General features: G+C 43.0%; 15 protein-coding genes and 3 pseudogenes. 10 read left to right on the top strand and 8 right to left on the bottom strand.

Annotated elements, in window-relative coordinates; genetic code table 11:
• Positions 1 to 209 precede the first annotated feature (209 nt).
• Both MAE_RS24725 and MAE_RS24720 read right to left on the bottom strand, forming a co-directional pair.
• Positions 210 to 1,142 (bottom strand): hypothetical protein, encoded by a 933-nt coding sequence (locus MAE_RS24725; RefSeq protein WP_080507058.1) that lies wholly within the window; start codon positions 1,140 to 1,142, stop codon positions 210 to 212.
• Complete coding sequence (locus MAE_RS24720; protein ID WP_002796384.1) at positions 1,099 to 1,698, bottom strand: DUF1517 domain-containing protein; 600 nt, start codon at positions 1,696 to 1,698, stop codon at positions 1,099 to 1,101. The genes MAE_RS24725 and MAE_RS24720 overlap by 44 nt, the downstream gene beginning before the upstream one ends.
• A 132-nt stretch (positions 1,699 to 1,830) precedes the next feature.
• Between MAE_RS24720 and hpnH the strand changes: the two genes are divergently transcribed.
• Positions 1,831 to 2,847 (top strand): adenosyl-hopene transferase HpnH, encoded by a 1,017-nt coding sequence (gene hpnH, locus MAE_RS24715; RefSeq protein WP_002796381.1) that lies wholly within the window; start codon positions 1,831 to 1,833, stop codon positions 2,845 to 2,847.
• Between the two features lie 411 nt (positions 2,848 to 3,258).
• On the opposite strand, the gene MAE_RS24710 is transcribed toward hpnH, so the two are convergent.
• Both MAE_RS24710 and ndk read right to left on the bottom strand, forming a co-directional pair.
• A complete protein-coding gene (locus MAE_RS24710; protein WP_002796380.1) occupies positions 3,259 to 4,632 on the bottom strand; it encodes a DICT sensory domain-containing protein in 1,374 nt (457 codons plus the stop codon).
• 123 nt (positions 4,633 to 4,755) lie between these two features.
• Positions 4,756 to 5,205 carry a nucleoside-diphosphate kinase gene (gene ndk / locus MAE_RS24705; protein WP_002780036.1) on the bottom strand — a complete coding sequence of 150 codons (450 nt, stop codon included), beginning with the start codon at positions 5,203 to 5,205 and terminating at the stop codon, positions 4,756 to 4,758.
• Between the two features lie 1,090 nt (positions 5,206 to 6,295).
• Here ndk and MAE_RS34250 point away from each other — a divergent pair.
• Positions 6,296 to 6,463 (top strand): hypothetical protein, encoded by a 168-nt coding sequence (locus tag MAE_RS34250; protein WP_002796377.1) that lies wholly within the window; start codon positions 6,296 to 6,298, stop codon positions 6,461 to 6,463.
• A gap of 7 nt (positions 6,464 to 6,470) precedes the next feature.
• On the opposite strand, the gene MAE_RS24700 is transcribed toward MAE_RS34250, so the two are convergent.
• The gene (locus tag MAE_RS24700; RefSeq protein WP_012267932.1) at positions 6,471 to 7,277 is read right to left on the bottom strand and encodes a creatininase family protein; all 807 of its coding nucleotides are present in this window, start codon (positions 7,275 to 7,277) and stop codon (positions 6,471 to 6,473) included.
• A gap of 198 nt (positions 7,278 to 7,475) precedes the next feature.
• Between MAE_RS24700 and MAE_RS32915 the strand changes: the two are divergent.
• A pseudogene (locus MAE_RS32915) lies at positions 7,476 to 7,680 on the top strand (IS30 family transposase); the annotation flags it as partial.
• Between the two features lie 112 nt (positions 7,681 to 7,792).
• Here MAE_RS32915 and MAE_RS24690 read toward each other — a convergent pair.
• Positions 7,793 to 10,414, bottom strand: coding sequence for a tetratricopeptide repeat protein (locus MAE_RS24690; RefSeq protein ID WP_012267930.1), 2,622 nt, complete (start codon positions 10,412 to 10,414; stop codon positions 7,793 to 7,795).
• A 90-nt stretch (positions 10,415 to 10,504) separates the two neighbouring features.
• On the opposite strand from MAE_RS24690, the pseudogene MAE_RS24685 reads away from it, so the two are divergent.
• Positions 10,505 to 11,693: pseudogene (locus tag MAE_RS24685) on the top strand (RNA-guided endonuclease InsQ/TnpB family protein).
• Positions 11,694 to 11,959: 266 nt separating this feature from the next.
• Positions 11,960 to 13,015, top strand: a complete 1,056-nt coding sequence (locus MAE_RS24680) for a Fe(3+) ABC transporter substrate-binding protein (protein ID WP_002762070.1) — start codon at positions 11,960 to 11,962, stop codon at positions 13,013 to 13,015.
• 29 nt (positions 13,016 to 13,044) lie between these two features.
• Here the strand turns inward: MAE_RS24680 and MAE_RS24675 are convergent, their stop codons facing one another.
• Entirely contained in the window at positions 13,045 to 13,659 is a 615-nt protein-coding gene (locus MAE_RS24675) for a DUF938 domain-containing protein (RefSeq protein WP_012267928.1), read from the bottom strand.
• Positions 13,660 to 15,356: 1,697 nt separating this feature from the next.
• Between MAE_RS24675 and topA the strand changes: the two genes are divergently transcribed.
• The 3 genes from topA (at position 15,357) to MAE_RS31035 (ending at position 19,481) form a co-directional block, all read left to right on the top strand.
• On the top strand, positions 15,357 to 17,993 hold the full coding sequence (topA, locus tag MAE_RS24670) for a type I DNA topoisomerase (protein ID WP_002796370.1): 2,637 nt from the start codon (positions 15,357 to 15,359) through the stop codon (positions 17,991 to 17,993).
• Between the two features lie 145 nt (positions 17,994 to 18,138).
• Positions 18,139 to 18,276, top strand: coding sequence for a hypothetical protein (locus tag MAE_RS34245; RefSeq protein ID WP_173351092.1), 138 nt, complete (start codon positions 18,139 to 18,141; stop codon positions 18,274 to 18,276).
• A gap of 356 nt (positions 18,277 to 18,632) precedes the next feature.
• Positions 18,633 to 19,481, top strand: a complete 849-nt coding sequence (locus MAE_RS31035; protein ID WP_012264307.1) for an IS630-like element ISMae21 family transposase — start codon at positions 18,633 to 18,635, stop codon at positions 19,479 to 19,481.
• A gap of 42 nt (positions 19,482 to 19,523) precedes the next feature.
• Here the strand turns inward: MAE_RS31035 and MAE_RS24660 are convergent, their stop codons facing one another.
• Positions 19,524 to 20,309 (bottom strand): SWIM zinc finger family protein, encoded by a 786-nt coding sequence (locus tag MAE_RS24660; RefSeq protein WP_002796369.1) that lies wholly within the window; start codon positions 20,307 to 20,309, stop codon positions 19,524 to 19,526.
• 179 nt (positions 20,310 to 20,488) lie between these two features.
• Between MAE_RS24660 and MAE_RS31030 the strand changes: the two genes are divergently transcribed.
• Positions 20,489 to 20,668, top strand: coding sequence for a hypothetical protein (locus MAE_RS31030; protein WP_012267925.1), 180 nt, complete (start codon positions 20,489 to 20,491; stop codon positions 20,666 to 20,668).
• A pseudogene (locus tag MAE_RS32910) lies at positions 20,650 to 20,853 on the top strand (transposase); the annotation flags it as partial. The gene MAE_RS31030 and the pseudogene MAE_RS32910, both read left to right, overlap by 19 nt.
• Positions 20,854 to 20,867: the final 14 nt, after the last annotated feature.

Below are 20,867 nucleotides of genomic sequence, written 5' to 3'. Positions count from 1 at the left end.
TCTGGTCAATTACCTAATTTTCAGGGAAAAAGTGCCTAAATTTCCCCCCCGATCACCCCAAGGTCTGGCACTTTTTGATGGGGAAAAAGTCTAAAATTACTATCCAACAAGGTTTTTAGATTTATTCAGCAAACCCTAAGTAGTTGTCATCTCCAATGTCTGAGGTGGGGAAGACAGGGTTAATCTTCCACCACTCCAGTCAAATCCTCCTAACGTCGGCTGCGTCTGCTGCTGCCGAAACCACTGCGACTAGGGGTACGACGGGAACCGGAGGAACCGAAACTAGGAGAACGTTTGACATTATCAGATTTACCCGAATTCTTCAGGGTACTGGAACCATAACCAGAACCACTGGGTTTTGTGGTGGTGGTGGTGCTGCGATTGGGACTAGAGGAAGTATTACTGGGATAACGACGTAAATTGCCGGTAGAACGGAGAGTTTGCCGATTTTTGACCGCCGGAGGTGGACTATTATGTTTAGTCCGGTATTGATCTACTGCCTGATTATAGGTGGAACCGTAACCACCAAAACCGGTCATCACACCTCCCGGAGTATAAAGGGGAGGAACGTAATATTGAGGACGAAAGAGCAAACTACCCAAAGCTTGACCAGCAACAGCACCGAAAAAAGGACTCCAAAAACTCGATTCTTGCCGAATCACCACGGTTTCTTGTTGTCCGGTTTGGGGATTGTTCCGCACTTCCGTGACATTATGGACATACTCAATTTTAAAATCTTCGGTCATGTACAGGGTAGCCTGATCACCGTTGATTTCTACTGCGGTTTTTTCCCCTTTAGCAATGTCCTCCTCGGTTAATCTAGCCATTTGCAGGTTAGTGGTGCGAAAGAGGGGAGAAGTCCCCCCAGGGGTGTTTAACAGCATTAAGGTATAAGTGCCATCTCCGTCATCGTAGGTAGCTTGTTGCACCTCGTAGCGACCGCTACTAACCTGATTGGATTCTCGTCTTACACTACTGTTACTAGCTGACGGTGACTGAGTTTCATTTGACGACGAACCACAGGCCACCGTTGTGCAACAAAGGGTAAGAATTAAAAGGATTGTCGTTACTTGGCGCAGCATAAGGGCAAAATTAAGACTATAAAGGCAGTAATTCGGGGAAATTGAGTAATAGTTGCTCATTGGTCAATTCATCTCCCAATTGAGCAGGAGAAAAATGTACCTGAATCGCACGCAGCCGACCTTGGTAGTGAAGGTTAATTATTGATTTTAAACCATCTTCTAGGGCTTCTCGATCGGCTAGGCTAGTTTCTAAAGCAGCACTCTCACCCTCGAAGGCTATTGTGATCATAACAACTAAGTTATCGGTGACGGGTAAAGTTAAGGGTTCGTTTTCCCCCAACTGTGAAGACACCGATTCACTTAGGTATCTGGCCGCGGAATCGGTAAACAGTTCGTTAACGTAGTCTCCCGCTTCCCCCTCATTCCAAAAAACATCGCCCTCATTAGCTATAGAAAACCAATAGAGGTTCATCTGCAGCAGATTTTGACAAATTTCTACTAAACCCTCTCCCATGACCTCTAAATCGCCTTCGGAATCGATCGCCTCCCGGCCGGTACGATTAAGGATACCGATCAGGGGTGCGACTTCTTGTCCGTAGAGATGCAAAAATAAGCGACAGACCACATAGCGAGTTTTTCCCGCAAATTTCTTGAAGCGATCGCCTAAAGAACTCATAATCTATCCAGTGATAAAGTAAACAGCCAAAAAAGCCCTCAGCTTTTATTTATTTTGCCATTTTCTAGGCTTCTATGCCTTGATGCCCTGCTAACAGTCTATAATTACTTAGAATCCTTTTGGTGTGAGCAAATGGCTGTCCAACTGCAACAAGCTTTAGTGGTTGCTTCCTATATCTTGAAACAGCGTCTAGCAGGAAAAAAGCGTTTTCCCTTAGTTTTAATGCTAGAACCGCTATTTCGCTGCAATTTAGCCTGTACTGGCTGCGGTAAGATTCAACATCCCCCGGAAATCCTCCGCAATCATCTCACCCCGGCAGAATGTTTCGCAGCGGTGGAAGAATGCGGAGTTCCCGTGGTTTCCATCCCCGGGGGCGAGCCGCTTTTACACCCACAAATCGATGAAATTGTCAAGGGGTTAGTGGACAGAAAAAAATTTGTCTATCTCTGTACCAATGCTCTGTTATTGGAAAAAAGCCTGGATAAATTTACTCCTTCACCCTATCTTACCTTTAGTGTCCATCTGGACGGTTTAAAAGCACATCACGATCGCTGTGTGGATCGAGAGGGAGTATTCGATAAGGCAGTACAAGGGATTAAAGCAGCGAAAGCGAGAGGTTTTCGGGTTACTACTAATACCACGGTTTTTGAAGGCACAGAGCCGCGAGAAATGCAGGAATTTTTCGATTTTCTCGCTACTTTGGGCATCGATGGCATGATGATTTCCCCCGGTTACAGTTATGAGTGGGCCCCAGATCAAGATAGTTTCTTGAAACGGGAGCAAACTAGAGCTTTATTCCGAGAAATTCTCTCACCCTGGAAATCAGGGCAGAAAAAGTGGAATTTTAACCATAATCCTCTCTTTCTCGATTTTCTCATCGGTGAACAAGACTATGAATGCAGCCCTTGGGGTAGTCCTAGCTATAGTCTTTTAGGATGGCAAAAACCCTGTTATCTGCTCAACGAAGGTCATTACAAAAGCTTTCGGGAACTTTTAGCAGAAACCAATTGGGATAACTACGGTCGGGCCAGTGGCAATCCGCAATGTGCCGATTGTATGGTACATTGCGGCTATGAACCGACCGCGGCCATGGCAGCTTTTAAACCGGCTAATATGAGACGTGCCATGCAGAGTTTAATCGGAGTCTAGTCTAGGGTCTGCTGAATAAATCTAAAAACCTTGTTGGGTAAAAATTTTAGACTTTTTTCCCATCAAAAAGTGCCAGACCTTGGGGTGATCGGGGGGGAAATTTAGGCACTTTTTCCCTGAAAATTAATTAGTGGGACTTAGACAAAAAACAAATCGATAAAAGCCTCAACTCCGATCCCCGCTTGGGATTTACTTCGAGAAGCCCACAATCGCTGAAACCCAGATAGATCAAGGAAAATCATAAATCGAGGTTAACCCTTTGTCCCGTAATGGTTTGAGCCTTTTTTGCTGACCGAAAACGCCGAAGTCCCATTAGGTAATTGACCCCCTGAAAATGGGTAAAACCCTACACCCCACACCCCACACCCCACACCCTACCCCCACGAAAAACTTTTTGCCGCAGACCCTAATCTAAACTGATTCTAACCAGACGGCGGGGACTTGACTAGGGCGATCGGGTAATTGCATCCACCCCATTTCGCACAGACGAATTACCGAACTTAATTTTTCTACCAAAGCGGGATCAAAACGAATCCCGCTATAATTTTGACAGCGCTCTAGGGCCTCTCCTAAATCTAGAGCTAGTCGGTCGCCTCGCGGTTGAGTTAATTCCTGAAAATAGGCTGATAATCCTAAAATTCTCGACTCTAGGCTGATTTCTTCCCCTTTTAAGCCGTTGGGAACCCCGCTACCATCCCAGTATTCAAACTCATGGTAAATAATCTGTTGAATTGGGGCTAATTCGGGCATAGTGGCGAGTAATTGTGCGCCTAACACCGATCGATCCCGCCAAAATAACGCATTTGCTCCCTCTAACTGACTGGCACGCTGTCTAAAAACTTCGATCGGAGCCTCCGCTAGACCGATGCGGTATAATAAACCGGCTAATCGCAAGCGTCGCAATCTCAGGGTGGGTAAATCGAGCAATTGTCCCAACATTTCCGCTAAAGCGGCCACCTGTAGGGAAGCAAGGGGATTATCAATATCTCTTTCATCGACCTTTTGAGCCATTCTTAGAAAAGCTTGCAGTTTATTAGCGGCCAAATTTTTATTTAAACGGGATGCTTGTCCTTCTAAGTCGCTTAATTCTCGCGTTTGTCTGCTGACGGTGACTAACTGCTGTTGACTGGTTTGCAGATAGGTGACAATGCGAGAGACTACTCCCGTTAAATCCGTGGGAATGGGATTAATATTTTGACTAATTTCCTGCTGTTGTCTGCTTAAATCGGCCGCTAGACTGGGATTATAAGGATGCAGACGCTCAATTAAGATCCTAGCGGCTTTTTCGACTAAATCCCGATCGAATGTCCATAAACCGTAGAATTTTCGCTCCGTGTCTATTTGGGGTTGACTATCGGACCGGTATTCTTCTGGGGATAACTCATGACAGAGTACCATGGAGGCGTAATCGGGGGAAAGAATGATTAAATTCCACTCATTAACCAAACTATCGCTATTATCTAAGTTAACTAGCGAAACATTCTCTAAACTGCCGGTTTTATGCTCAGAAAAACCACTATCGGCCACGGCGGCGATCGCAATATGACGAGAAGAGCGAGCGATATCTAAATAGCGCTCAGCTTCCTGTAAATACCATTTACCCTGTTGAAAGGTGACTAAGACCAGTGGTTTATTTGTACTATCTGGGCTGCTAGTTTGCAAGATATGATCTTCAAGAGCATGACAGAGGGCCACAAGGGTATTCTTAAAATAGACCCCGTAACTGCTGGGTAATCGTCCCGATGAAGCTCTTTTTAACTGTTGTAAGCTGGATTCTACGGTCATAATTTCCGAATATTAGGGGGTTGGGGAAATGGGGAGAAGGGAGAGGGGAGAAGGGAGAATAAATAAAAGCAATCTCCTGTCTCCTGTCTCCTGACGACCGGCTCCTGACTGCCTCAAAGGGGTTTATTCTACCACCCAGGGAGTGATTGCGGGAGTCCAATTAGCTAATTCTGCATCGCTAAACCAGAGACTAACTTCATCTTTGGCCGTATCTGGACCATCGGACCCATGGATAAGATTGCGTCCGACACTAATGCCAAAATCACCGCGAATCGTACCAGGTTCAGCATTGAGGGGATTAGTGGCGCCAATAATTTTTCTAGCGGAGGCAATTACTCCTTCTCCTTGCCAAACCATGGCCACCACGGGGGAGGAGGTAATAAAATCGACTAACGAACGGAAAAAGGGTCTTTCCTTATGAACAGCGTAGTGTTTTTCCGCTAATTCACTAGAAACCTGCATCATTTTCAACCCAACCAGCGTAAAACCTTTAGTTTCAAAGCGTTGAATAATTTCCCCCACCAGATTGCGCTGCACACCGTCGGGTTTAATCATTAAGAAAGTGCGTTCCATACTGCCTCTTAAAATTTAGTCATCGAAAAATTGCGTCCGAAACCCAGATTAACCCGGAATGGCATCCTAGAGAATGGCAGAGTTTTCGCTTAAATTGCTGAGTTAGCTTGCTGTCCGATTTAGCTAACCTTGATAGGGTTTGGCCAACTTTCCCGCGGCAATTAAGCTAAGGCTAAATCCTTTGAGTATAGGCTACTTATCAGGACAGGCACTCATGCAACAGGCAAAAGGAGGAATAAATAATCAGTTTTTAATAACCGGATTTAGGATAAGACGCATTTAAAGTGGGTATTGTTAAGTTAGCTAAAAAAGCGGATAACCCTTGCTGTTCCCTGCCTGCTGCTCCGCTACTCCCCACTGTACTATACCTTTTAAACAGGATTGAGGATCAGATGTGTCTCCTGACCCAGCAATTCTCATTTTAAAAGGTAACAAGTGATACAGACAGAAATAAAGCTTTAAGGAGAAGACAAAAGGCGATCAGCAATTGGGAAAATATTGAGGATAAATACTTAGTTAATTTTCTTTGATTATACTACTTTTCCTGATTGACGTGCTGAATGTGGGTATTAACTGAACAGAGATAGTTTGAAAAAATCTGTCCATCAAAAATCGATTTCAAATCTACAAATAGCTGAAATTCCGAGATAATATGATTTTTTTGAGGAATAATTTTCTCCACCTCCTTCCCTTTGACATTTTCAACTAGAATTTACTTTTCTTAGCGGGACATATTCTGTCAGGAATAAATTAGGAAAATAATGCACCTAATCCTTATATCTTAGCCAATATCCTTAACAATAGGGTTAATTCAGATTAAACAAAAATTAACTTTATCTGGTTCTTCGTTAGGTAGTATGCTAGGGAATTTTTGCTTATCCTGAAAACCTTATGGGTCAAGTTAGGTATTTTTGATGGCATAACAAGTACCGAAGAATCCAGAAAACCTAATTATCCTAGTCGTTGATTCTGTTTTCAATTCTTATCCCCTAGAAAAAATATGGTAAAAAATGTCGTTTCTTTTTTTTTGTTACCGTTGACAAAATTTCTAAAACCTCAGGGATAAAACTCATGATTGAGATTAATAATTATGCTAAAAACTACACCTGTCTGGTTAAAATTTCCTCTATTTATGTTAAGGGAAGATGGTGAGCAAATTCCTGAATCAAAGGAGAAGGAAGATGGAGTTTTATCCTTTGTACTAAAATTACCAATAGGCAGTTTAAATGCAGTACAGCTTATTAACAACTCTAATTAATCTTCTATTAATATAACTTCGGTTGACGGAATTGATAAACATCAGCGATCACCTGTACCCAACCATTAGCAACAGATTCTAATAATCGATCGCCTTTTTCTTTACTTGCATTAGTAGCATCTCCCATCACTCCACTTTTAGTTAATTCCTTAGTTAACCAAGCAAAGGGTAATTTTCCCTCCATAGTTAACAAACTATTTTCTGGCCAACCTTGAGGATATTCTCGGACGGCCCGCTCAATTTTTACCTGTTCTGGCAGTAATGATAACATAATGCTAGTTTCCACATCTCCTGCATGAATACCGTATTCTAATTCATATTCCGAGAATAATTCAGCCGCATTGTGGGGAACTCGCCAAGTGAAAAAAGGAAATACTAAAAAATCGGGATATTGTTGATGAATATCCCTAGCAGCAATTTCCATAACTTGCGGTTGCCCGCCGTGGGAGTTCATTAATACTAACTTGCGAAAACCCGAACGATAGAGACTTTCAGCTATCTCTTGAATGAGGGTTAATAAGGTGGCTGCCGAGAGGGTAATCGTGCCTGGAAAAGACCAATGTTCGTTAGATTTTCCGTAGTAGAGACAGGGTAAAGCGAAAGCGGCGATGTTTGTATCTAATTTCTCGAAAGCTTTGCCTAAAACCCCTAAACTAATGGCAGCATCGACGGCAATAGGTAGATGGGGTCCGTGTTGTTCGATCGCACCGATGGGTTGAATAATTACCACATTTTCCTTATCTGGCATTGAATCTATATCTGTCCAAGTAAGATAGGGAAAATAACGATGTGGGGGAATAAAACCGTGCATCATAATTTTATTGGGGGTGAGGGATTATGCTTGGGGGAAAAAATTACTGTTTATATTGTAATTTTATCACTAATTCTTGGCAAGGTGGCCAATCGTCAACTATCGAGACTATGGAGAGCATCAAGAATACCTATAGGGCCAGACGAGGAAAAAGAAAGAGTCGAAGCGGGGCGAAAAGTAAGCTTGGCGCGATTCCGGAGCGTGGCAGGATTGGCCAAGAACAAAACCGCATCGGAAATCAACCCTTGTCACCGAAAAACTTTTCCAAGAGATTCCCCCTGACAAAAGAAAAACCGACCTTTGTGACAAGGCCAAAGAATTTTGTGGACATCAAGAGTTGAGTCAGAAACTAGGAACAGATTTTTATTTTGCTACTCCTTATCATTTTTGGGAAAGAGGATTAAACCCAGGGTAAGAGCATCTTAAATCCTTGACAAAATGAACTTTATCTGGTTTTCTTCCCCATACCCCACACCCCAACAAACTTTTTGCCGCAAACCCTATGTAACCCTAAAGTTTTATTTACCTTCTCCTACTACAGATTGATAAAATCTTTCTAGACTTTCTACAGAGGTTCGATCGTTAAATACTGTATCGATATTCATTTTAGTATAATCTTTGATTGTTTGTCGCCATTGATTATCTAAACCTAAACGGATAGCAATTTCAATATAGTGATTTTTATCCGTAGCAATTGTATCAGTTATTCCTAATCTTTTCAAGATAGCATAGGAATGTCGTCCGCGCATAAATTCCCCCGGACAGGTAACAACTGGAAGCTGACAGGCAATTGCTTCTAAGGTGGTATTTCCCCCCGACCAACTTAAGTTATCTAAATAGATGTCTGCTAATAAGTTAAGCTGAAAATAATCATTTTGTTCTAATTGTGGCATCATTACCCCGTAATCTTGCCAATTGAGTCCATACTTATTAAAAGCTTGACTTAATCTCGACTGAAAGCAATGGGTCACAAATTCGCTACGATGACAGATAAAAATAAAGTGGCTGTTGGGAACTTGTTGGGCAATTCTCGGAAAAATATCGTCATTTTCTGGCAGATATTTAAATAAACTCTGACAGTTTAAATAGATAATTTTATCCTCGGCTAATCCCATCTCTAAACGAGTTTTTCTCTGGAGAGGAAGGGAAGGTTTGGCATAGGCAATACCTAAATTGGATAAGCGAATTAATTTTTCACTGTAGTGATTATCTCCCTGCGCGGGTTCCATTAATTCACTGGAGATAAAATAATCAATGGTTGGTAATCCTGAGGTGATGGGATGACCCCAAGTTACACATTGTACTGGAGCTAAACGCAATCCTGCTAGTTGGGTAGTACGAGCATCCATACCAATATCTAAATAAACCAGAATATGTAACTGATTATCTAAAATATGTTGGGCAATTGTTTCCATATTGACCAGATTATCAAACTGATAAAAATATTCACTTTGCTCTTGATATTGTTTGGTAAAATTATCGAAGGTGTTATTAATATCTATTCCATAACAATAAATTTCAAATTGTTCTCGATTTCGCCACTGCAACCATCCTTGAAAGAGTTTCGCTACTGTGTGATGACGCAGGTGAGCAGAAATATAGCCAAGGCGAATTTTTCCCGTAGGCATGGTTAGGTTTTTTACCCAATTGGGAAAGTTAACCGAGGCAATTTTATAAACTAATTCTCCATATTTTTTTTGTAGTTCTAAATCATTTTCCGCTTGATATTGAAGATAAAAGTTAGTTCTTAATCCAATACTTTTCCAAGCCTCTTGTTGTTGATTATTAGTGTTTAAATCAAGATTTTCCAAGATATTATCTAACCGTTTCTCGTAGTTTGATCGATATTGCATAATATCGGCTTGAGTTGTGTAAACTATCGGCATTAACCGCATTAATTCTAACTTCAGGGATGGGTGATCGGGAAGATACTCTAAAGCTGATTTAGTTGCTTGAATTGCCACCTCGATCGGATAATTATTTTGTAGTAACCAAATTAGGCGCAAATGTAAATCAATATTTTCTGGATGATAGGCAATGCCTTTTTTATACACTTCTAAAGCCTGTTTTTCTCCTTTAACAATGAGATAGCAATGGGCGCAATTTAAATAAAAATTGCTGTCCTCTATTTTAATTGCTAATAATTTTTGATAATAGTTTAATGCTAATTGATAGATTTTTCTTTGATAAAAATAATCACCAGAATAAAGATCCGCTCTTTTTTGGTCAGCTTGCAGAATTTGCCAAAGGGAGAGATTTTGACTAATTTCTCCTCTATCTCCTGCCAGTTGTTGAGCCATTTTATAAGCATTTTTTGCCTCTGTCCAAGCTTGTTTAACTAAATAGACATTGCCTAAATTGATATAAAAAGGATAAAAATCACCCTGTTTATTAATTCCCTGCTGATAGAATTTTTCGGCTGACTCTAGCTGCCCTAGTTTATAAAATAAATTGCCCAGTTTGTTATAAGCATCGATAAAATTGGGATTGAGATCAATCGCTTTTTGATAAGCTGATAAAGCTATATCTAAACGTGATTGCTTTTCTAGCACCATGGCCATAGTATAATGATATAAGGCTTGATTTTCCTCTAATTCTATGGCTCGTGCTAAACAGTTAAAAGATTCTGTTAGTCGGTTAATTATATAGTATAAATATCCTAAATCGTGCCAGATGTAAGCTAATTGTTCACGCCAAGATAAAATTCTTAAGTAAAAGTCCTCAGCTAAAGTATATTCTCGCCGATTAATTGCCTCTTGCACCTCTTGAAGACAGGAGTTTATCGCAGTCAGGGCATAATTTTCTATCTCTTCATCCCCTTCTATTTCCTCTAATTCTAGCCACTGAAGATAGATTAATTTAGCTTGGCCAAACTGCCAGCAATCGAGATTTCTAATTATCTCTTTTTTGAGGAGCATAATTAAATCTTGACTAGACTCTGATTGTAATAGCCAAAATAACCAAATTTCTTGCGCTGTTGCTTGCTGCTCTAGCAGCAGATAAGCTAATCCCAGATAAGGATAATAATCAGTCACTTCCGGATGAACCGCGAGCGCTTGTTGACAAAATAACAATAACTGATTATAGTCTCCCGATGCTAACATTAGCTCGATCGCTTGTTGGTGATTACTGTTGATCATCGAAAATTTGGGTCTGAAACCCCGCCGTTTTACGGCGGCTTTGCTGTTAAATATTAGCACATTTACGAAATATATGCTAAAATGTGAGACATGGAAAAAGCCTATTCTTACCGATTTTACCCCACACCAACACAAGAGTCGCTATTGCGGCGCACTTTGGGCTGTGTAAGATTAGTTTACAACAAAGCTCTCCATGTCAGAACACAAGCTTGGTACGAAAAGCAAGAAAGAGTAGGCTACGCTCAAACTTCTTCAATGTTGACCGATTGGAAAAAACAAGAAGAATTAGACTTTCTCAATGAAGTTAGCTGTGTACCTTTACAACAAGGCTTAAGACATTTACAAACAGCTTTTACTAATTTCTTTGCTGGTCGTACTAAGTATCCTAACTTTAAGAAAAAACATCAGGGAGGAAGTGCCGAATTTACCAAATCTGCTTTTAAATTTAAAGACAAACAAATCTATTTAGCTAAATGCACAGAACCTTTACCTATTCGGTGGTCAAGACAAATACCAGACGGATGTGAACCAAGCACAGTAACAGTCAGATTACATCCTTCTGGACGTTGGCATATTTCAATTAGATTTGATGACCCAACGATTAAGCCTCTACCAGTAACAGATAAAGCCATCGGAATTGACTTAGGAATTAGTAGCCTCGTGATTACCAGCGATGGCGATAAAGTATCTAATCCCAAGCATTTTAAAAAGCATTATCGGAGACTGCGAAAAGCACAAAAAAATCTTTCTAGAAAACAGAAAGGCTCAAAAAATCGGGAAAAAGCAAGAATCAAAGTAGCAAGGATTCACGCTCAAATCACCGATAGTAGAAAAGACCATTTACATAAGCTAACCACTCAATTAGTTCGTGAAAACCAAACGATTGTGGTTGAGAATTTAGCCGTTAAGAATATGGTCAAAAACCCGAAATTATCTCAGGCAATATCTGATGTAAGCTGGGGAGAAATAACCCGACAATTAGCCTACAAATGCCGTTGGTATGGGAGAAACTACATCGAAATAGATAGATGGTTTCCTAGCTCTAAAAGGTGTAGTAATTGCGGGTATATTGCCCTTGAAAATGCCGTTAAATGTTCGAGAATGGGATTGTCCAGACTGTGGGACGCACCATGACCGAGATATTAACGCCAGTAAAAATATTTTGGCCGCAGGGCTTGCGGTGTCAGTCTGTAGAGCGACCATAAGACCAGAACAGAGTAAATCTGTTAAGGCAGGTGCGGAACCCCGCAAGGGAAAGAAGCAGAAACCCAAATCGTGAGGTTTGGGAATCGCCGTCCGTTTTACGGCGGCGAGGATGTCAATCCACAATACCCTCGATCGAGCTTAGGGTAACATTTTGGGCTTATTGAATTTAACTAGCGATAGATTCGAGGATTTATTAGCCCCATCAAAACAAAAAAACCTGATTTTCGCCCGATTTTTCCCCATTTACCGCCCTAGTCCGACAAATAATTTCTCCCGCAGATAAGAATTATTCTCAATAGCTGTACAATAGGAAAAGACAACTTTACCAAGAATCGAGCAATGAACGATAAAATAACTCGGAGAGTCTTTCTAGGCGCGGGAACAGCCACCTTAGCGTTAGCAGTGGGTCAATTAGGGAAAATAAACGAAGTTTCCGCCCAAACTAAACAATTAAACCTCTATTCCTCCCGTCACTACAACACCGACCGACGATTGTATGACAACTTCACCCGACAAACGGGAATAAAAATTAACCTCGTGGAAGGGGAAGCGGACCCATTAATCGAACGGATTAAAAGCGAAGGCAGCAATAGTCCTGCTGATATACTCCTGACGGTAGATGCCGGGAGATTATGGCGGGCCGACCAACAGGGAATTTTTGCCCCGGTCAATTCCCGCATTCTCACCCAAAGAATTCCCGCTAATTTGCGTCACCCCAAAGGTCACTGGTTCGGGTTTAGTAAACGCTTGCGGGTAATCATGTATAACAAAGACAGAGTTAACCCCAGAGAAATCGATTCCTATGCAGATTTAACCAATCCCAAATGGAAAGGAAAAGTCGTCACTCGGTCGTCTAGTAACATCTATAGTCAATCTTTTACCGCTTGGTTAATCGACATCCAAGGAGAAGCAGCCGCAGAAAAATGGTGTCGGGGATTAGTGGCTAATTTTGCCCGTTCACCCCAGGGTAATGATAAGGCACAAATCGAAGCTGTAGCCGCAGGAATTGCCGATTTAGCCCTAGCTAACACCTATTACTTAGCGGGGTATGCCGAAGAAAAAGACCCGGCTAAACGGGCAATTTATGACCAAGTAGGCGTAATTTTCCCCGACCAAGCAGGCCGCGGCACTCACGTTAATATTAGCGGTGGTGGTTTAATTAAAACTGCCCCCAATCGAGAATCGGCCATTAAATTTTTAGAATATCTTTCTAGCAATGAAGCACAGAACTTTTTTGCTAAGGGTAATCGAGAATATCCCGTCGTTCCAGGGGTTGCTTTAGACCCTTTCCTAGCAAAACTCGGACGCGGGAAAGAAGATACAGTTAGCGTGGCTAATTATGGTCCTAATTTAGCCAAAGCGGTACAGGTAATGAATCGCGCTGGTTGGAAATAAGTTATCAGTTATCAGTTATCAGTTATCAGTTAAGGCAATTGAAATAAAACCGAGAGATTATTAGCTGGCATAGGAATTACTTCTAACAATTGTAAACCTCGATCGCTCGCTGCTTGCACCACATCTTCTAAATTCCTAACTCCCCAAGTAGAGTTTTGAGAACGGAGAGAAAAATCAAAGCTTTCATTACTAGGAGAAGTATGTTTTCCCTGTCGTTTATAGGGACCATAAAGATAGAGAATTCCCCCCGGACTGAGAATGCGACTCGCTCCTGCCATTAACGCTAAACAAGCGGACCAAGGGGCGATATGAATCATGTTAATATTAACAATCGCATTAATAACGATATTTTCCGTCTCTACCGCCCAAACTGACTGATGAACATCGATAAATAGGGGGCGATCGAGATTAGAACTAGGACAATAATCGCACCAACTGCGAATACTATCTAGAGCCAGAGGGTTACAATCCGAGGGAATCCAACGACAAGGAGCAAGACGAGGAGCAAAAAAAACAGCGTGTTCACCCGTGCCGCTAGATATTTCTAGGATATTCCCAGTCTTCGGTAAAAATTGGCTGAGAACTTCTAAAATCGGCTGACGATTGCGTTCTGTTGCCGGAGCATATTGACGTAAATCAGACATAACTAGGGTTTGCGGCAAAAAGTTGGTTGGTGGGGTTAGGCGTCGGTCGTCAGGCGTCAGTCCTGATGAAAAAATTTTCACCACCACAGATGAAAGAGGTTTCCTTCCCTACACCCGTTACAGTAGAGCAGGAAGTCGCCTTCCCACCCCCTGCTTCAAAACCGGACTTACGACTTTCGCCGTATCCGGCTCCTGAGTAACTAGGCTACTGTCATTAGTAGAATAATAATGGGAATTATTATTTCCTTGTCTATTCAACCCTCTTGGCTGTATCCCCACCAGACAAGATTGTTGGTTTTAGGGCGTATATGACCGTTGATTGTTGCTTAGACTTCCTAGTTACCCGTCCTTTGTCAGCATATCTTTGATATTACTCAAAGCCTTGGCTTTTAAGGACATCCTCTCCCTCTATTGACTTGCGGATGGTTTCCTACTGCCCCGAACGGGCAGAGTCAATCAGGGTTACTTCGTTCCCTATAACCATTGGTTGAACCCTTAGGATGATACTGTCCACAACAGAGTAACGGGAATGCCTTACTGATAGTGGTATGAGCTATCAGCCCCAACTCTGTTAACTTTTGTTTCGAGCCTGTCAGCCTTTTGGCTCGTGGGTGTTGACGATGGTTAATTCGTATCTTCGCCCCAGGGCTATCCATAGGTTCTGGCTCAACGGGTTTCTGATTTAGGCTATCAGATACCGCTTTTTTTTCCTCGCTCACTACCTCAGATGTACCAAGTCTAAAGCAGCAGGAAATGCCGTCACTCTAGGCATCTAGAGGACAGGACTAAGGTTATTACTAACCCGCACCTGTAGGGTTATAAAGTTATCAAGGTACTACATTTACCAAGCGGCTAATCCTCTAAACGTCTTACTGTCTAGTTTCTAGCCAACGAATCGCACCACACCCCACACCCTACACCCTCTTTCCAGTCAGGAGGATTATTTTTATTTATTCTCCCTTCTCCCCATCCTACTCTGCAATAACTACTGGCAGCCAGAAATACGTTGGGTGCATATCATACTTTGTGCTTTTTGTCAAAAAAACTTTTTTTTTGCAATAAAACTACACACAAAAAAGATCATCGTTGTTGGTGAAATTGACTAATTTACCCGTCCTAATTAGGATAACCTTCTAGGTTTGGTGAGGGTTTCAACCATTGCTGCCTAAAAAAGCACAGAATATTCCATTATGAAATTCAGTAAAATCGCTGTAACCATTGTAACATCGTTGTTAAATAAAAATCTTTCTCAATTAATTTTTAAGAATTTATAAATATTGCGGAATGTTAATTTAAATATTCTCAAGTTTTTGGCATCAATCAATAAATTTTGCTTATCTTTGGCGAATATGGGGTTAGGAGTCAGTCATCAGTCATCAGTTATCAGTTATCAGTCATCAGTGTCAGCTTTTTTCTCCCTTCTCCCTGCTCCCATCTCCCCCCGCAACGCGCACGAATTGGTCTCCCCTCTCCCCTTCTCCCCACTCCCTGCTCCCATCTCCCTGCTTCAGAAAAATATTAAGTTTTATTAAGAAGTTAGTGACAAAACACCAGCTTTAATCTCTATTATCGTAGTAAGTGGCTTTTGACCCGAATCAAGCCGGTCAAGATAAATAGTAACTTTTGCCCATCATCAAACAAAGATGGTCAGTCTAACTAAAACAGTCGCTGTGGCCATGCCCTCGTGATCAATTCCTATGTCAACCCTGGTTATTGTCGAATCCCCCACCAAAGCTCGGACGATCAGCAATTATCTGCCTAGCGGCTATCGAGTCCAAGCCTCCATGGGCCACATCCGCGATCTGCCCGCCTCTGCCGAAGAAATTCCCCCCGCCCACAAAGACAAATCCTGGGCCAACTTAGGCGTAGATGTGGAGAACGATTTCGACCCCCTCTACGTCGTCCCCAAAACCAAAAGTAAAGTCGTCAAAGAATTAAAAGAAGCCCTCAAAGGGGCCAGCGAACTGATCCTCGCCACCGACGAAGATCGGGAAGGCGAAAGCATCAGTTGGCATCTCTTGCAGGTACTCAACCCGAAAATACCCACCAAAAGGATGGTATTTCACGAAATCACCAAAGAGGCAATCCAAGCCGCCCTCAAAAATTGTCGCTCCATCGACGAAAATTTAGTTCACGCCCAAGAAACCCGCCGCATACTCGATCGCCTCTACGGTTATACCCTCTCCCCCCTACTTTGGAAAAAAATCTCCAAAGGGTTATCCGCCGGCCGGGTGCAATCCGTGGCGGTACGTCTGCTCGTACAACGGGAACGAGAACGACGAGCCTTTAAAACCGCCAATTATTGGGACCTGAAAGCCACCCTCGAAAAAGACAAAAATCAATTCGAGTCGAAATTAGTCACCTTAAACGGTCAAAAAGTGGCAAATGGCAGCGATTTCGATGCCGACACCGGCAGACTGCTCCCCGGTCGCCAGGTGACACTTTTGGATCAAGCCACCGCCGCCGCCTTAAAAGAACGCATCGAAGACAAAATCTGGCGCGTTAGCCACACCGAAGAAAAACCCACCACTCGCAAACCTTCCCCCCCCTTCACCACCTCCACCCTACAGCAAGAGGCTAACCGGAAACTGGGCATATCCGCCCGCGACACCATGCGAATCGCCCAAAATCTCTACGAACAGGGCTACATCACCTATATGCGGACCGATTCCGTCCATCTTTCCGATCAGGCCATCACCGCCGCCCGCAATTGTGTAGAACAAATGTACGGAAAAAATTACCTCAGTCCCCAACCCCGGCAGTACACCACCAAAAGCAAAGGCGCACAGGAGGCCCACGAAGCCATCCGGCCCGCCGGTAGTAGCTTTCGCCTGCCCCGGGAAACCGGACTGAGCGGACTAGAATTCGCCCTCTACGACCTAATCTGGAAACGTACCGTCGCCTCACAGATGGCCGATGCCCGCATTACCCAGATCGCCGTTAATATTCAGGTAGAAAATGCCGGATTTCGCTCCTCCGGCAAAAGAATCGACTTCCCCGGCTTTTTCCGCGCCTATGTGGAAGGTTCCGACGATCCCGAAGCCGCCATCGACGACCAAGAAATAATCTTACCCGCCCTCAGCGTCGGTGATACCCCCAATTGTCGCCAACTAGAAGCCATTAGCCACGATACCCAACCCCCCGCCCGTTATAGCGAAGCCTCCCTCGTAAAAACCCTCGAAAGTGAAGGAATCGGGCGACCCAGCACCTACGCCACCATTCTCGGCACAATTATCGATCGCGGTTATGCCCAAATGCGGAATAAAACCTTGATTCCCACCTTCACCGCTTTTGCCGTGGTTAGTTTGTTAGAAAATCATTTCCCCGACCTGGTAGATCCCAAATTTACCTCGAAAATGGAGGAAACTCTCGACGATATCGCCACTGGTTCCGCTCAATGGTTGCCCTATCTCGATCGCTTCTATCGCGGCGAAAAAGGGCTAGAAAGCCAAGTAAAAGAGCGCGAGAGTCAAATTAACTCTAGCACCGCCAAATCGGTGATTTTAGAGGATTTACAGGCAACTATCAAGATCGGCAAATACGGTCCCTATCTGGAAGTCTCCCGAGGCGATCAAATCCTCACCGCTTCCATCCCCGCCGATTTAACCCCCGCCGACCTCAACCCCGAACAGGTAGAAACCCTGCTGCGACAGAAAACCGAGGGTCCCGATAAATTAGGTCTTCATCCCGACAGCGGAGAGCCAATTTATCTGCTCGTGGGTAGTTACGGCCCCTACGTCCAGTTAGGAGATGTCAGCGATGACAACCCCAAACCGAAACGCGCCTCCCTACCCAAAGGAGTCAAACCAGAGGATGTCACCCTCGAACAAGCGGTGGGTTTATTGGCACTGCCGCGACTACTGGGAACCCATCCCCTCACCGGAGGCAAAATTAAAGCCAGCTTAGGTCGTTTTGGCCCCTATATAGTTCAGGAACAGGGTAAGGAAAAAGAATATCGTTCCCTGAAAGCCGGCGATGATGTCTTAACCATAACCCTCGATCGAGCTTTGGCCTTATTAGCCGAACCGAAAAAAACTCGCAGCGCCCGCGGTTCCACCAAACCACCCTTAAAAGAATTGGGTAAACATCCCGACGATGGGGAATCCGTGGGATTGTACGAAGGTCCCTACGGAGTTTATATCAAGCACGGTAAGACCAACGCCAAGATTCCCGAAGGAGAAACCGCCGAAACCCTGACTCTAGAACAAGCTTTAGTCGCCCTAGCGGCCAAGACAACCACTGCCAAGAAAACCACTACTAAGAAAACTACTTCTAGCACGACCAAAAAAACTACTTCCCCAGGCAGTAAAACCAGCAAAAGTAAGACGGTTTAGCGGTTAGTGGTGGGGCGATTTTCTCCATGGTTAATTCCTGGCCCTGATGCGAGGACAAATCTGGCTGGCTTTTTTGTCTTTTGCACCACTTTGAACGGGCTGATCCTAAGTAGGGTCTGCTGAAAAAGTTTTTCCTAGGGGCAGGGTGTGGGGTGTGGGGTGTGGGGTGTGGGGTTTTACCCATTTTCAGGTGGTCAATTACCTAATTTTCAGGGAAAAAGCACCTGAATTTTCCCCCCGATCCCCGCAATGGCTGGCACTTTTTGAGGGGAAAAAAGTCTAAAAGTCCTATCCAACAAGGTTTTTAGATTTATTCAGCTGATCCTAAGTAGGTAGGCGTTAAAAATTATCAGACACCACCCTTATCAAGGGTAGGGTTGATTCATGAATCAACCCTACCTTGAATCAACCCTACCTTGAATCAACCCTACCTTGAATCAACCCTACCTTGAATCAACCCTACCTTGAATCAACCCTACCTTGAATCAACCCTACCTTATCAAGGGGGGGCAGGGAGGATCGAACCTAAAATCCATTTTTAATTTAATTATAACCAGCTACTTATAGTCATTTCAAATAAGTGTGAGACGAGGGAAAAATAAGGTAAAATCAAGAGAAACGAGCAACCCATACAGAAAAATGTCTTATAGCCTAGACTTGAGAAAAAAAGTAATCGATTATGTAGAGAATGGGGGAAGCATAACCAAAGCCGCCGCTCTATTTAATATAGGAAGAGCGACGATATATAGATGGCTAGGTAGGGAAAAACTGGAAGCAACAAAGGTAAAACACCGTCAGAGAAAGCTGGACTGGAAAGCACTGTCAAAAGATGTCCAAGAAAATCCCGAGGCAAGATTAAGAGACAGAGCCGAGAAATTTGGAGTGAGACCAAGTGCCATTTGCTATGCCTTAAAAAACATGAAAGTTACCAGAAAAAAGAAGGAACTTCGTTATAGAGAAAGAAACCGAGAAGAAAGAATGAAATACTACAGAGTGCTGAGAGAATTGATTAAAATATATGGAAGTGAAAGCCTTGTATTTATTGATGAGTCAGGGTTTGAAGAATTTCAAGCCTGTTTTTATGCTTGGTCAAAAAAAGGGAAGAAAGTCTTTGGAGATAGACAAGGAAAACGAGGAAAAAGAGAGAACCTTGTCGCTGGTAGAAGAAAGGGAAAAAAAGACTTTATTGCACCGATGGTATTTACGAGAAGCCTGAATGCCGAAGGTTTTGAAGGGTGGTTATCTTTATATTTGTTGCCCTCTCTAACCATAACATCAGTATTAATTATGGATAATGCACCAATTCATCGGAAGACAGTCATTAAACAACTGGTAGAGGAAGCAGGTCATCAGGTCGTGTTTTTGCCAAAATACTCTCCTGATTTAAATGATATCGAACATGATTTTAGTGCATTAAAGAGGGCAAGAATGTATGCTCCTGTGGGGACACCCCTTGATGAAATTATTCGTACTTATTGTGTCGCCTAGTGTCTCGTTCTTATTTGAAATAACTATATACCTCAAATTCCCCTACTGTAAAGCAATCGCCATCGCTTCTTGGGGAATTTGCCGGTAAATTGGTTTTAAAAATTGTTCTATGGCATCTGATTCGGGGGCAGCGAGGGGAAAATTGCCTAAAATGTCGAGAATGGTTTGATTTTCATTCCCCGGCGTAATCACAACTAGGGAGGGGTCTAGCTCCTCATCGTACTGCCAAAAGCGATCGATAGTGCTGTCGGGGGCAGTTTTTTCGACTACTGTGGGGGGTTCACTGACTGCTAAAGGTTGATTATCAGAGGAATAGGAGCGTTTTTCTCGTAAAGCTTCCAGAATTTGGCTTTTGGTTCGGCCGCGCAGTTGCAAAAGCAAGAAGGGATCGACGCTAAAACGATCGCCCAATTGATAATATACTGCTCCTATATGTTTGCAGGGGTTGGCTTGATCGGGACAGGTACAACGAGAGCGAATATCAGCTAGGGAAAAGGGAAATAAATTCACCCCACTATCGATAAAAACACGCTCGATATGATCGGGCATTTGTCCCGTGAGCAATTGAGCGGAATAAATGGCCTTTTTGGAGAGAAGCTTAATAATATAATCCCATTCTTCATCACTAAAAGCGACTAGGGATAAATCCACTATATAAGGCTCTGGTTCACTGCCTTGTACTCTGGCAATAACTTGCGAGTCTTCAAAGTCAATACTTAAAACATTGCCTTCTCTGGCGTAAAGTCTAGCTCGTTCCAAGCGTTTTTTAAAGCGATAGGAATCGAGTAGTTCCAGCCATTTTTGTACCCACCAAGCTTGTTCTGTCATTTTTTATTCACCCTACCGCTTATCAGCTTCGTTACCAACAAAAACGCCAATTCAAAAAGGAAACGCATCAGCCTTAAGAGTTGACAGAGAAAGGCTCATCAGGTATATTCTGATCTTTAACAACAACAAATCAGACCCAAAAATGAAGCCACCAACATCCTAACATAGAACCAAGAAACTTGCTCTACCAACTTGGTCAAGAGGTAAATTTATCTCAACGGCAAATAGCCGTCTTGCTGGGATGTCATGTCATCTATGAAGCAGAAACCCAAATTGTGAGTTTTGGGAATCGCCGTCCGTTTTACGGCGGTCAGGATGTCAAGAAACCATCTACAAAATTTCTTGGGAGAGGGGATTAAACGAGCATACTAATGGACTGTTAAGACAATTCTTTCCCAAGAAAAGGAATTTTAAAATCCTTAAGCCAGAGGAGGTAAAAAGAGCAGTAAACTTGGTTAACAATCGTCCTCGAAAATGTCTTGACTATCGTACCCCGAATGAGCTATTATGTGATAGCTCAGACAGTGATGAAATTCAGAATTGAATTGAATTGGCAAG

Origin of the sequence: Microcystis aeruginosa NIES-843 (genome assembly GCF_000010625.1) — a bacterium.
Classification (GTDB): domain Bacteria; phylum Cyanobacteriota; class Cyanobacteriia; order Cyanobacteriales; family Microcystaceae; genus Microcystis; species Microcystis aeruginosa.
Note: the sequence above shows the minus strand (reverse complement) of the source record. Positions and strands in the feature narration are given on the sequence as shown.